Origin of the sequence: Mesorhizobium sp. M0048, from assembly GCF_040323405.1 — a bacterium.
Lineage (GTDB): Bacteria > Pseudomonadota > Alphaproteobacteria > Rhizobiales > Rhizobiaceae > Mesorhizobium.
On record NZ_JAMYUV010000001.1, the window covers coordinates 402076 to 414422 of the forward strand.

Here is a 12347-nt window from a genome sequence, read left to right on the forward strand (position 1 = left end):
TTCGATGTCAACGCCGCGCTCGCCCTGTCGACCGCGCCAAATTCCGCCACAATCCTGCTGGTCTGGAAGCCATTCCGCTCTAGCTACCCCGCTTTGGAGATAATCGTAATGTCCTTGTTGTTCCGCCGTGCGTCGCTCGCCAGCCTTGGTCTGGCATTCGGCCTGTCGGCCCTCTCGCTGTCGCCGCTGATGGCACAGGAAGCCGCCCCTGCCCAGCCGGCAACACCCGCCCCGGCGGCCAAGCCGGTCGATCCGAACGCCGTGGTCGCCACCATCAACGGCCAGACGCTGACCGAGGCAGACCTTGGGCTTGCCGAGGGCGAGCTGTCGCAGCAGTTCGCGCAGCTTCCGCCCGAGCAGCGCCGCGCCGCGGCACTGTCGGCGGCGATCGAAATCCGCGTCATGGCGGCTCAGGCAGTGACCACCGGCCTCGACAAGGATCCCGACTTCCAGCGCCGCATGGCCTTCCTGCAGCAGCGCGCGCTGCATGGCGAAATGGTCGAGAAGGGCGTCATCGACAAGGTTACCGATGCCGAGGTCCGCGCCCGCTACGACCAGGAAATCGCCAACACGCCGCCCACCAACGAGGTGCACGCCCGTCACATCCTCGTGAAGACGAAGGAAGAGGCCGACGCCATCATCAAGCAGCTCGACGGCGGCGCCGACTTCCAGAAACTCGCCAACGAGCACACCAGCGATCCGAGCGGCAAGACCAGCGGAGGCGATCTCGGCTGGTTCGGACCTGGCCAGATGGTGCCGGAGTTCGACAAGGCGGCGTTTGCGCTGGCGGTCGGCAAATACACCGAGCAGCCGGTGCAGTCGCAGTTCGGCTGGCATGTCATCAAGGTTGAGGACAAGCGCACCAAGCAGCCGCCGGCGTTCGACCAGGTCAAGGACCAGGCACGCCAGGCGGTCATCCGCGACAAGTATTTCGCGCTGGTCAAGTCGCTGCGTGCCAACGCCAAGGTCGACATCCCGGATGCGAACCTGAAGAAGACGGTCGACGCGTTGGAAAGCGCCAAATAAGCCAGGTTGGGCTACGACAGGGCGCGCTGCCGCCCTGTCGCTTCTATTTGGTAGGGCGAGCGAGGATGCGTCGACGCCGCCGCCGGACCGCCGTGGCGTCGCCGGCATACTCAGCGACGATGCCCTTCAAGATATAGCCGACCGCCCTGCGTAAGATCGCCTCGTCCTCGTCCAGGCGGTCTGTCAGAAGGTGCGCCCAGGCAAACGACGCGACCAGGTCGGCGACGACAGTGGCATCGACATCGGCTGCCACCTCTCCCCTTGCCTTGGCGCGTTCGACCATCTGGCCGGTGTGGATGCGACGCCCTCTCGCGTATTCGGCAAGGGCGGCGGCGGCTTTTTCGTCCGACTGCGCCTCGGCGATCAGCGATCTGAACACGCTGCCCGACGATGTGTCGCGCCAGTGCGCGAACAAGCTCTTCAGGAAGCCGACGAGATCCTCCGCAAGGTTCCCGGTATCGGGATTGTCGACGCGCTTTTGCCGCTGGTAAACGTCGAGCAGCAAGGCGGCCTTGCTTGGCCACCAGCGATAGATCGTCGGTTTTCCGGCACGCGCGCGGCGCGCCACCGCCTCGATCGAGAAGCCGGAATAGCCGGCCTCGACCAGCACCGCCTCGGCGGCATCGAGAATGGCATCGGCGCTTTCGGGGCTGCGCCGTGCGCCGGCCGACTTGCGCCCGGGATCGGTGATTTCGCCCATTTCTTTGTCCTTGCCCGCGATTTCAGCAGCCATCATATACAACTCTCGACGAAACGAAACGATCCGTTTCATACGTAACGGAACGTTCCGTTACGATAAGGAAGACAGCAATGACTTCGACCGTCGCCACATGTTTTTCGCGCCTGCGCTTCGCCCTGCTGGTGCTGCTCGGCGTCTATCCGCTGATCACTGCCATTCTGTACGTGGTTTTTCCGCTGACGCAGGAATGGCAGATCTGGCAGCGTACACTGGTCATCGCGCCGCTGATGGTCTCGATCATGATTTGGGGACTGATTCCGGGCGTGCAGCGGATGTTTCGTGGCTTCCTCAACCCGACCGTCCGGTGACGGTCATTCCAGCGCTTGCGACGTTTCCGACGCAACGCGCCATTCGCCGTCGGCCAGCACGAGTTCCAGCATCACCCGCGCCTTGCCGGTCAGGCGCTGCGCCGATTTGTCTTTCGGCACATAGTCGTAGCTCATGGCGAAAACCACGTCGGCACGATCCTTGCCGTGCGGCGTCACCTCGAGGCTGCCGGGCTCGAGACCGAACGACCACGACGCCCATTGCGCGAACCAGTCGGTCTTGACCTTGACGATGGCCTCGCTGTCGTAACGCGTGCCGTAGATGGTGGCCGACGAACCGTAAAGCCGCTTGACGGTTTCGCGCATTCTCCTGGCATCAGGCGCCAGATAGTTTTCGCGTAGAAACTGCTCGATGGCGCTCTTGTCGCCGACGGAGCGTTCGAGCGCAGCCACCTGCGACGCGGAAGCCGGGCTGACGGCCGGTTTCGGTTGCTGGGCAGTGCGTCCGCCCGGAACGAATTCGAAACGCTCGAGCAGCGACCCCTGCTCCCAGGGACGCTGCGCCTCGCGCGTTGCGGAAACGACGTCGCGGCGCACCGCGATCATCATGTCGTTGATGCTCTGTCCGGGCTCCGCCATGTGCCGCAAAAGCGCCGCGGCAAAGGGCGAGTTGCGCCCCGTCCCGTCCATTGCGACGGCGCCGGGCGCCGTCGAGAAGGCGATGAAGGAGCCGCGTGTCGACTCGAACTGGGCAAGGCCGGCGAGAGCCGTCGCCGAGCGCGTCGTGGCGCTGCGGCTGAGACTTCGGGCAAACGGGTTGTTGCGGCAGGCATCGAGGAAGACCAGGCTGACCTTGGTCTGCTGCTCCATGATGTCGAGAACCTCGTCGATCGGCACCGCCTCGAGCTGCAGCTTGACCGGCATGTCCAGCCGGGCGTCGACCGGCACGATGAAGTTGCGCCCGTCGACCTGCAGGCCGTGGCCGGCATAGTAGAACAGCCCGGCACCGGCACCTTGCAGCGCATCTGAGAATTCGCCGATCTTGCGTTCGAGCTCGCGCTTGCCGAGATCGTTGCCTTCGATCACCTCGAAACCGATGGCGCGCAGCTTGTCGGCGATGTCGAGCGCATCGTTGACGGGATTGGCCAGCGTGCCGGCTTCGGCGTAGCTGCCGTTGCCGACCACAAGCGCCACGCGCCGCGCCGTCTGCGCATCGGCGCGCAGCAGCAGAAAGCCCAGAAACGCCAGTGCCAAGACCACAAGCCTGCCCATGGGGCAGGATCATAGCGCTATCGGTCGCAGCGACACCAACAAATTTGCAACAGCCTGCTTGCGGCATGAGGCGGTGTCAGGCTTCCGGTACCCATAACGGCTGTGAAAACGCCTTGCGCCGGCGCGTGCTATCGGGCAAACCGGCGTTCCTTTCGCGATTTTCCCGCCCGGGGTCTTCCATGTCCACACAGGTTTCGCCGCTCGCGCCGAAGAAATATGCCAAGATGCCGGCCATCGAGGGCGTGCGCATCGCCACCGCCGAGGCCGGCATAAAATACAAGAACCGCACCGACTTGCTGGCCATGGTGTTCGACGCCGGCACCACCGTCGCCGGCGTGTTCACCAGGTCGAAATGCCCGTCGGCGCCAGTTGATTTCTGCCGGCAGAACCTCGTGGCTGGCAAAGCACGCGTGCTGGTCGTCAATTCCGGCAACGCCAATGCCTTTACCGGCCAGAAGGGCCGCGCCTCGACCGCACTCACGGGCGAGGTGGCGGCGAAGGCGGCCGGCTGCACAGCGGGCGAGGTATTCCTGGCCTCGACCGGCGTCATCGGCGAACCGCTCGACGCCGGCAAGTTCAGCCATCTGCTGGCCGGTCTGGTCAAGGACGGCAAGCCGGAATTGTGGACCGAAGCCGCCAAGGCGATCATGACCACCGACACCTATCCCAAACTGGCGACCGCGACGGTCAAGCTCGGCGATGCCGACGTCACCATCAACGGTATCGCCAAGGGCGCCGGGATGATCGCGCCCGACATGGCGACGATGCTTTCCTTCATCGCCACCGATGCGCCGATCGCAGCACCCGTGCTGCAGGACCTCCTGTCGCGGGGTACGGCCAAGACCTTCAACGCGGTTACCGTCGATAGTGACACCTCGACCAGCGACACGCTGCTGATGTTCGCCACGGGTGCTGCCGCCAGGCGCGGCGCGCCGGCAATTTCCGACCCCAAGGATGCGCGCCTCGGCGCCTTTCGCCGTGCCCTCGGCAAGGTGCTGAAATCGCTGGCACTGCAGGTGGTGCGCGACGGCGAGGGCGCCCGCAAGCAGGTCGAGGTCACCGTCACCGGGGCCAAATCGGCCCGCTCGGCCAAGCGCATCGCGCTGTCGATCGCCAATTCGCCGCTGGTCAAGACGGCAGTCGCCGGCGAGGACGCCAATTGGGGCCGCGTCGTCATGGCCGTCGGCAAGGCCGGCGAACCGGCCGACCGCGACCTTCTGTCGATCTGGTTCGGCGACAACCGCCTGGCCTATCAGGGCGAGCGCGACGCCGCCTATTCCGAGGAGGCGACTTCGGCGTATATGAAGCGCGACGAGATCCGCATCCGCGCCGATATCGGCATCGGCCGCGGCAAGGCGACGGTGTGGACCTGCGATCTCACCAAGGAATATGTCGCCATAAACGGCGATTATCGGAGCTGATGGCGTTGGCTTCCAGACATCCGGCAAGCGTGTTGGCGATCGTGCGCCGCTATGAGGCGGCCGGCTTTCGCGCCTGGCCGGCGGCCGCCGTCCATTATGACGGTACCTGGGTGGTGCGGCTGACGGCCGGCCACCCGGCCAAGCGGCTGAATTCGGTCAATCCGCTCGATCCGGGCGACATCCAGCACATTGCTGAGCGCATCGGTCGCGCCAGCCGCCGCTTCGACGCCTATGGCAGGCCGCTGACCTTTCGCATCTCGCCGCTGTCGGGCCCGGATCTTTCAAAGTACCTCGACAGCGAGGGCTGGAGCATATTCGCCGAATCGCTGGTCATGCGGCTGCCGCTGGCGGACGCCACGCTCGACGACGCCATGGACCAGATTCCGTTGAAGGACATCAGCCGTTTCATCGGTGCCGCACTCAAGGTGAGCGGCTCGGATGTGTCGCTGCGGCCGGGCCTGTCGGAGATCATCGGCGCCATCCAGCCGGAGGCCGGACTGTTTGCGCTGGAGGCCGGCAGCGAGCCGCTGGCAACGTTGATCTGCGTACATGACGGCGATCTTGCCGGCCTGTTTGAGATTGCCACCGACAGATCGGTGCGCAACCAGGGCCATGGCCGCCATCTCATCCGGTCGGCGCTGAAATGGGCGCGGCTGCGCGGGGCGCGGGAAGCCTGGCTGCAGGTCGAGGCGGACAACGCGCCGGCGCTGGCGCTCTACCGTTCGCTCGGATTCGACGAAGTCTATCGCTATCACTATCGCCGGCCACAAGGCGCATGAGCGGCTTGGATACGGTCGGCAAACGCCTGCTCCTGGTCGCGGCCTGCGCGCTGGTCGATGCCGACGGGCGCGTGCTGTTGGCGCAGCGGCCCGAAGGCAAGCAACTCGCCGGCCTGTGGGAGTTTCCAGGCGGCAAGGTCGAGCCCGGTGAGACGCCGGAACAATGCCTGATCCGCGAATTGTACGAGGAGATCGGCATCGAGACCGACATCCCTTGTCTGGCGCCGCTCACCTTCGCCAGCCATTCCTACGATGATTTTCACCTGCTGATGCCGCTGTTCGTCTGCCGTCGATTCCGCGGCATTGCCCAGCCGAAGGAAGGCCAGGTGCTGAAATGGGTGCGGCCGCGCCAGATGCGCGATTTTCCAATGCCGCCGGCCGATGCCCCCCTGATCCAGTTCCTCATCGATCTGCTCTAACGGCCGACCTCCGTAAGCGGGCAGCGCCGCAACGCTGGCAGCAGGCGTTAATGAAAGATTTATCTAGCCGTGAAAAATTGACGCTAGGCGGTTACGCCGATTCCACCGCTGGGGAGCGATTTTGCATGAGCCTCGACAAGGACTGGGACTCGCCTTGGCCCGACCGCCTTCCTGGTGCCGCCAATGCCGGCATGGGAATATTGCGCATCGCCCTTTTGTTCGGCTCGGCCGCGGTGGCTCTGGCCTTGATCGCGACGCCCTACCTCGACAGCCGGACCCGCTCGCAGTTTGCCCGCGACGGGCTTGATACGATGAGCACCGGCTCGATCGGCCAGCGCGATAGCTATACGCTACGCAAGAGCGTGCTGCAGCCGCTGCCCAGTTCGGTCTGCGTTATACGGGCCGATGGCAGAAGCAGCGGCGACTGCTGACTCCTCAACAAATATCTAGGATTCGGCTGTTTCCTAGAATGCGGCTGGTTCACCGCGCGTTAAGCCTGTCGCGTTAACCTTTCTTAACGGGTCGGCGCTAGGTTCGGGCAAGAGGGATGGGCGCCCATGAAAATCTTGCTGCAACGATTTTTAGAAGACGAGAGGGGTGCGACGGCTATCGAATATGGTTTGATCGTTGCCGTGCTGTCGCTTGCCATTGTCGCTGGTGTCGGCCGGGCTGCCGATGCGATTCAGTGGCTGTTCAGCGACAACAGCAGCAGGCTTGCCAACGCTTTTGCGCAGTGACCCGCTTAGCTTTGATGGGATACGCTTAGCTTTTGCGCAAGGATACGCTCAGGGGCCGCCGGGGTTTTCCAGGATTGTCTTCAGCGATATTTTTGCGGAGCCCGGCTTCAGCGGCTTTTGCTGAGAGGCATCGGGCGCCCAGCCTGACATCCAGACCACCGAGAAACTCGCCCTGACGCGGCCATCGGCATCCGAAAACCGCTCCGCATAGATTTCGGCGGCGCGCGCGAACAGCGCTCGCGTGCCCGGCCGCCTGCTGCGGTCGACAAGCGCGCTGGTCTCGCCCATGGCGCGCAGGTCGGCGACCAGGCCAAATAGCGAATCGTAGCGCACCGTGATCGTCTCGACGTCGGCCACCGGCAGTGCCAGGCCGGCGCGCTGCAGCAGCGCGCCGGCGTCGCGGACGTCGGTGAACGGGATCACACGCGGGCTAGCGCCGCCATAGAGCTCGGTCTCGGCGGCAAGCAGGCTTTCGCGCAGTTCGGAGAGCGTGCCTGTGCCGGCGAAGGCGCCGAGGAAAAGCCCGTCCGGCTTCAGCGCCCGGCGGATCTGCACCAGCATGCCGGGAATGTCGTTCATCGCCTGCAGCGACAGCAGCGAGACTGCGAGGTCGAGGCTTTCCGGTTCGAATGGCACGGTTTCCAACGGCGCTACCACTCCTGGCTGGCCGGCCAGGAAAGCGGCGTCGGCCTCGACGCGCACGTTTTCCGTCACCTTGCCGCTTTCAGCGAGCACCTCTGCTGCTGCCGGCGTCTGGCAAAACAATGAGGCCGTCTTGCCGAACCTGCGTTCGACGGCGTCGAGCCGGTCGGCAAGATCCTCGGCCGCCCGCCGCATGAGGAAATCCGCGCCGACGATGGGACGGGCAAGTGCCCGGCGCTTGCGCGCCAGCCAGAGCGAGGTGTCGATTACAGGCTGCAATGGGCAGGTCCTTGTGCTTCGCTCTCTGATATAGTGATGCGAAGGACCAACCACGTGGCCGATCCCATGCCAGAGATCAAGCGTATTGCGATCAAGAGCATTGCCCGCAAGGCATTGGGCTGGCCAGCGCGCCTCTTGTTCCCGCCGGTCTGCGCCGGCTGCCGCCGCCATGTCTCGCAGCCCGGCGTGTTGTGCGGCGCCTGCTGGCCGAAACTCAGGCTGCTGGAACGGCCGTGGTGCCCGGTGATGGGCACGCCGTTCACCCACAGTATGGGTGAGGGTTTCCTGTCGGCGGAGGCGATAGCCGACCCGCCGCCGTTCGAACGCGCGCGAGCGGCGGTTGCCTATTCCGGCGTTGCCCGCCAGATGGTGCAAGGGCTGAAATACCAGGACCGCACCGATCTGGCGCCGTGGATGGCGCGCTGGATGCTTCGCGCCGGTGCCGAGCTCATCGCCGAGGCCGACGTGGTCGTGCCGGTGCCGCTGCACTGGCGGCGTTTCTTCCGACGGCAGTTCAACCAGTCCGCGGAACTGGCGCGGGCGGTGGCGCAGCTCGGGGAGCGGCCTTTCGCGCCATCAGCCATCAAGCGCGTCAAACTCACGCGCCAGCAAGTCGGGCTGGAGCGGCGGGAACGCGAGGAAAATGTTCGCGCCGCATTCAAAGTGCCTGATGAGGCGGAGATCGAAATCGCCGGCCGCCGGGTGCTGCTGATCGACGATGTCTACACCACCGGCGCCACCGTCCGCGCGGTCGCCAAGGCGTTGAAGAAGGGCGGCGCCGGCGCGGTCGACGTACTGACCTTCGCGCGTGTGCTGCCGGGGGACTTTCGGGCCGACGAATCGGCGCCTATATAGCCTAGGAACGAGGCAGGATTGCTGACCGATGGTCGATGTGACGATCTACACGCGGATGATGTGCGGCTATTGCACCGCGGCCAAGCGGCTGCTCGACAGGAAGGGTGTGACCTACACCGAGCACGACGCCTCCTTCTCGCCAGAGCTGCGCCAGGAGATGATTTCCCGGGCCCATGGCCGTTCCACCTTTCCGCAGATATTCATCGGCGACACGCATGTCGGCGGCTCCGACGATCTCCACGAATTGGAGGCGGAAGGACGGCTGGACACATTGCTCGCCAACGGCTCGGCCAGATAAGGACATGACTATGGGTGGTTTCAAGGCGGCGGCGATCCAGATGCGTTCGGGAACCAGCCCGGAGCGCAATGCGGTCGATCTGGAACGGCTGGTGCGCGAGGCGGCAGGCCTTGGCGCGACCTATATCCAGACGCCGGAAATGACCGGCGCGCTGATCCGCGACAGCCAGGCACGGGCCGCTTCCTTCACCTCCGAGGACAAGGACATCGTCGTCTCGACGTCGCGGCGGCTGGCCAAGGAGCTCGGCATTTTCCTGCATATCGGCTCGACCGCCATTCTGCGCGACGACGGCAAGCTTGCCAACCGCGCCCTTCTGTTCGGGCCGGACGGCGCCACGATTGCCACCTACGACAAGATCCACATGTTCGACGTCGATCTCGACAATGGCGAGAGCTGGCGCGAATCCGCCGCCTATGAGCCTGGCACCGAGGCCGTCGTCGCCGAAGTCAATGGCGCGAAGCTCGGCTTTGCCGTCTGCTACGATCTGCGCTTTCCGCAGCTGTTCCGTGCCGAGGCGCTGGCCGGCGCCGATCTGCTTTCGGTGCCCGCCGCCTTCACCCGCCAGACCGGCGAAGCGCATTGGCACGTGCTGCTCAGGGCGCGAGCCATCGAGAACGGCGCCTATGTGGTTGCCGCCGCGCAAGGCGGCGTGCACGAGGACGGCCGCGAAACCTATGGCCATTCGCTGATCGTCGATCCCTGGGGCCGCATCGTCGCCGAAGCTGCGCATGACGAGCCGGCGGTGATCGTCGCCGAGATCGACCCGGCGCAGTCAGTCGCTGCGCGCAAAAAGATACCGAATCTCAAAAACGCACGCGATTTTGCCGTAAACGCCGGTTCGGCGGAGGCAATTCCGCTCAGGGGTGCCGCCTCTTGATCCGCTTTTCCCTGATCTGCGAGCACGAGCACGAATTCGAGGCCTGGTTCCGCAGCAACGACGATTTCGACACCCAGAAGAGGCGCGGTTTCGTCGATTGCCCGGCCTGCGGCTCGCATAAGGTCGACAAGGCGCTGATGGCGCCTGCCGTCTCCACCGGGCGCAAGCGCGAAAGCATCGCGCTGGCCATGGGCGAGGCGCAGAAGCAGGCGCTGGCGCAGCTCAAGGCGCTGGCCGACAAAGTGCGCGAGAATGCCGACTATGTCGGCGACAAATTTGCCGAGGAAGCGCGCAAGATCCATTTCGGCGAAAGCGATCCGCGCGGCATCTATGGCGAGGCGACGCTGGACGAGGCCAAGAGCCTCGCCGAAGACGGCGTCGAGTTCATGCCTATTCCAAGCTTCCCCGACGACCGCAACTGAGGAAAGTCTTGCCCCATCCGGAGAAGACTGAAAAGCGGCGTGGTTCAGAGGTAGTGATCCGTGTTTTCAGCTGGTTGGCTATAAAGTCGATCGATAAGAGGACGATCGATGGGTTGCCAGTTTTCTATAATGGCGAGAGCGGTGGGAAAGATGCAGATAAGGTTGCCGCCGCGCTGCGGTTGATTCAAGAATTTGACCCTATTCGATACAGCCGTCTGGTCCGCGATCTCAAACGGATCTGGATTACAATCAATCTAGGTGCCGCTGCGCAATTTGTGAAATCGACTTCGACTTGCGAGCTTGATCTGCGATTTGTTCTAGGCGAGCACACGCTGACCGACCAGATCGCCAGCGCGATAGTGCATGAGGCGACGCATGCGCGTCTCCATCAGCGAGGCATTGGCTATGAGGAGGAATTGCGCCACCGGGTGGAGTGGGTTTGCATGAGACGTGAACTGGCTTTTGCGGCGAAACTGCCGGACTGGGCGAGTATTCGTCAATGGGTCGAAGCTCGACAAACGGAACCCTCGGATTTTTCCAATGTAGCGATGAATGGTCGGCAAATTGATAGCGCGCGTGATGCCTTGCTCCATCTCAATGCTCCAGGTTGGCTAGCAGACTTGATCGTCTTTTTCGCCCGGCGGCGATATCAGAGGCGTATCAGGCGACAAGAAGCTGAAGCGCATTTCGACAAGCGAAAATGATGCTCCGTTTCGCTTGTGGGGATTCGCTTCCGCCCAGAGCGGCGATGCCGCCGCCCCCTGCACAAGCGTCCGCAATTTCAGGCCGAGCAGCAAGGATGGGGCTCGCGGGCAATCGTTTCGCTGCTTCTTTCATGCCCACCACTTGACGGAGTTGCTTCCGCATAGGCTGCAAACTGGCGTTCAAGCGCCTTGACTGCACTGCTGCGCCAGCCCTCCGCCAGGGATTCCGACATGGGATCGGGGAAGATTTCCTCTTCGCCGTTCTCCACTCCGTCCAGGATCGCCCGCGCGACAGACTCCGGAGAGGCTTTCGCGATGTCCAGGCCCCGTGTCATGTCCGTGTCCACCGGGCCGGGAAGGACCCTGTGGACGCTGACACCCCGTCCGGCCAAAAGGGTGCGCAACGACTGCGACAGCGAGAACGAGGCCGCCTTCGAGATGGAGTAAGCCGGACTGAACGGCACGGCGGCAATCGAGGCCAGCGACAGAATGTTGACGATGGCTCCCCGCGACCGGGCGAGCAACGGCAGCAGAGCCTGGGTAACGTCGTACGAGCCGAAGAGGTTTACGGCGAGCTGTTGTTCGAGCACACGACGGTCGCTGAGGTCATCGATGGGCGATACGCCGGCGTTGTTGATGAGGATATCGAGAGCATCGATCTTCTCGACGGCCTCCCGGATCTGCGCAGCGTTGGTCACATCCATGGTCAGGGACGTCACACGCCGGTCCGGATGAGCCATCGGTTGGCGGGTTGCGGCATTGACGCGCTTTACGCCTCTGCTCAGGGCTTCCTCGACCAGTGCCCGACCGATGCCCCGATTGGCGCCAGTCACCAGGATGGTTGTACCTTCGATCTTCATTGCGTCTCTCCTAATGCTTATCGTTGTGTTCGAGCGTTGGCGCGCCGCAACTCAGGTTGGCTACAGTCGCCGTTGTCGATACGACTGGTTGGTGAGATGGACTTAGCGCCGGGCATCGAAGCCATAGGAGTGACAAGTGTGACGGGATTCCGATGGACTCGCTGATCACGGCCGCGGCGCATGCGCTTGCGGCGGGCGATCCGCTCGGCGCCTTGAAGCGGGTTGCGCTGCGCGACGATGCGCCGGCACTGGCGTTGCGCGGTATCGCGATGGCGCAGCTTGGCGACCTGAATAGGGCGAAGGTTCTCCTCAAGAGGGCGGCGCACGCATTCAGCCCGAGGGAGGCCGTGGCCCGCGCGCGGTGTATCGTCGCCGAGGCCGAGATCGCGCTCGTCTCGCGCGACCTTACCTGGCCGGCCAAGGCACTCGACGCCGCACGGGCGACGCTTGAAAAGCATGGCGACCGCATCAACGCCGCGCATGCGCGCAACCTCGAAGTTCGGCGCCTGCTGCTGATCGGCCATCTCGACGAAGCCGGGCGCAGGCTGGACGGCTTCGATCCCTCGCCGCTGCCGCCGGCATCGCGGGCCGCCCACGAGCTGACTGTCGCCGGCATTGCCATCCGTCGCTTGCGGACCGGCCCTGGGGCCGGCGCCCCCACCGCCCGGCCCGCGCCCGGGGGGGCCCGCGCGGCCGCCCCCCCACGCCAGCGCCGGGGGGGGCGGGGTGGAGGTTCACAAATACCACAGAC

The 12347-nt window shown here is 64.4% G+C and carries 16 protein-coding genes and 1 pseudogene; 13 read left to right on the forward strand and 4 right to left on the reverse strand.

The window, feature by feature from the left end:
• Positions 1-108: 108 nt before the first annotated feature.
• A complete protein-coding gene (locus tag NKJ84_RS02140; protein ID WP_352505135.1) occupies positions 109-1026 on the forward strand; it encodes a peptidylprolyl isomerase in 918 nt (305 codons plus the stop codon).
• 43 nt (positions 1027-1069) lie between these two features.
• Here NKJ84_RS02140 and NKJ84_RS02145 read toward each other — a convergent pair whose 3' ends face one another.
• On the reverse strand, positions 1070-1726 hold the full coding sequence (locus NKJ84_RS02145; RefSeq protein ID WP_352505136.1) for a TetR/AcrR family transcriptional regulator: 657 nt from the start codon (positions 1724-1726) through the stop codon (positions 1070-1072).
• Positions 1727-1836: 110 nt separating this feature from the next.
• Between NKJ84_RS02145 and NKJ84_RS02150 the strand changes: the two genes are divergently transcribed.
• Positions 1837-2073, forward strand: coding sequence for a putative antibiotic biosynthesis monooxygenase (locus NKJ84_RS02150; protein ID WP_352505137.1), 237 nt, complete (start codon positions 1837-1839; stop codon positions 2071-2073).
• A gap of 3 nt (positions 2074-2076) precedes the next feature.
• Here NKJ84_RS02150 and NKJ84_RS02155 read toward each other — a convergent pair whose 3' ends face one another.
• The gene (locus tag NKJ84_RS02155) at positions 2077-3303 is read right to left on the reverse strand and encodes a caspase family protein (protein ID WP_352505138.1); all 1227 of its coding nucleotides are present in this window, start codon (positions 3301-3303) and stop codon (positions 2077-2079) included.
• Positions 3304-3482: 179 nt separating this feature from the next.
• Between NKJ84_RS02155 and argJ the strand changes: the two genes are divergently transcribed.
• The 5 genes from argJ to NKJ84_RS02180 all read left to right on the forward strand — a co-directional run bounded on the left by argJ (position 3483) and on the right by NKJ84_RS02180 (position 6659).
• Entirely contained in the window at positions 3483-4724 is a 1242-nt protein-coding gene (gene argJ / locus NKJ84_RS02160; protein WP_352505139.1) for a bifunctional glutamate N-acetyltransferase/amino-acid acetyltransferase ArgJ, read from the forward strand.
• On the forward strand, positions 4724-5503 hold the full coding sequence (locus NKJ84_RS02165; protein ID WP_352505140.1) for a GNAT family N-acetyltransferase: 780 nt from the start codon (positions 4724-4726) through the stop codon (positions 5501-5503). Before argJ ends, NKJ84_RS02165 begins: the two co-directional genes overlap by 1 nt.
• A complete protein-coding gene (locus NKJ84_RS02170; RefSeq protein ID WP_352491816.1) occupies positions 5500-5922 on the forward strand; it encodes a (deoxy)nucleoside triphosphate pyrophosphohydrolase in 423 nt (140 codons plus the stop codon). The genes NKJ84_RS02165 and NKJ84_RS02170 overlap by 4 nt, the downstream gene beginning before the upstream one ends.
• A gap of 125 nt (positions 5923-6047) precedes the next feature.
• The gene (locus NKJ84_RS02175) at positions 6048-6353 is read left to right on the forward strand and encodes a hypothetical protein (protein ID WP_352505141.1); all 306 of its coding nucleotides are present in this window, start codon (positions 6048-6050) and stop codon (positions 6351-6353) included.
• Positions 6354-6479: 126 nt separating this feature from the next.
• Positions 6480-6659 carry a Flp family type IVb pilin gene (locus NKJ84_RS02180; protein WP_352505142.1) on the forward strand — a complete coding sequence of 60 codons (180 nt, stop codon included), beginning with the start codon at positions 6480-6482 and terminating at the stop codon, positions 6657-6659.
• A gap of 48 nt (positions 6660-6707) precedes the next feature.
• On the opposite strand, the gene NKJ84_RS02185 is transcribed toward NKJ84_RS02180, so the two are convergent.
• Positions 6708-7580 carry a methyltransferase domain-containing protein gene (locus tag NKJ84_RS02185; protein WP_352505143.1) on the reverse strand — a complete coding sequence of 291 codons (873 nt, stop codon included), beginning with the start codon at positions 7578-7580 and terminating at the stop codon, positions 6708-6710.
• A gap of 54 nt (positions 7581-7634) precedes the next feature.
• Here NKJ84_RS02185 and NKJ84_RS02190 point away from each other — a divergent pair, with 54 nt between their 5' ends.
• Genes NKJ84_RS02190 through NKJ84_RS02210 form a run of 5 tightly spaced genes read left to right on the forward strand, consistent with a single transcriptional unit; the run spans position 7635 to position 10736 of the window.
• Entirely contained in the window at positions 7635-8435 is an 801-nt protein-coding gene (locus tag NKJ84_RS02190; protein WP_352505144.1) for a ComF family protein, read from the forward strand.
• 28 nt (positions 8436-8463) lie between these two features.
• Positions 8464-8733, forward strand: coding sequence for a glutaredoxin 3 (gene grxC / locus NKJ84_RS02195; RefSeq protein WP_352471328.1), 270 nt, complete (start codon positions 8464-8466; stop codon positions 8731-8733).
• Positions 8734-8743: 10 nt separating this feature from the next.
• Complete coding sequence (locus NKJ84_RS02200; RefSeq protein ID WP_352505145.1) at positions 8744-9610, forward strand: carbon-nitrogen hydrolase family protein; 867 nt, start codon at positions 8744-8746, stop codon at positions 9608-9610.
• On the forward strand, positions 9607-10032 hold the full coding sequence (locus tag NKJ84_RS02205; protein ID WP_352471325.1) for a DUF1178 family protein: 426 nt from the start codon (positions 9607-9609) through the stop codon (positions 10030-10032). The genes NKJ84_RS02200 and NKJ84_RS02205 overlap by 4 nt, the downstream gene beginning before the upstream one ends.
• A gap of 8 nt (positions 10033-10040) precedes the next feature.
• The gene (locus NKJ84_RS02210; protein ID WP_352505146.1) at positions 10041-10736 is read left to right on the forward strand and encodes a hypothetical protein; all 696 of its coding nucleotides are present in this window, start codon (positions 10041-10043) and stop codon (positions 10734-10736) included.
• Between the two features lie 77 nt (positions 10737-10813).
• Here NKJ84_RS02210 and NKJ84_RS02215 read toward each other — a convergent pair whose 3' ends face one another.
• The gene (locus NKJ84_RS02215) at positions 10814-11596 is read right to left on the reverse strand and encodes an SDR family NAD(P)-dependent oxidoreductase (protein ID WP_352505147.1); all 783 of its coding nucleotides are present in this window, start codon (positions 11594-11596) and stop codon (positions 10814-10816) included.
• A gap of 152 nt (positions 11597-11748) precedes the next feature.
• On the opposite strand from NKJ84_RS02215, the pseudogene NKJ84_RS02220 reads away from it, so the two are divergent.
• Positions 11749-12347: pseudogene (locus NKJ84_RS02220) on the forward strand (helix-turn-helix domain-containing protein); the annotation flags it as partial.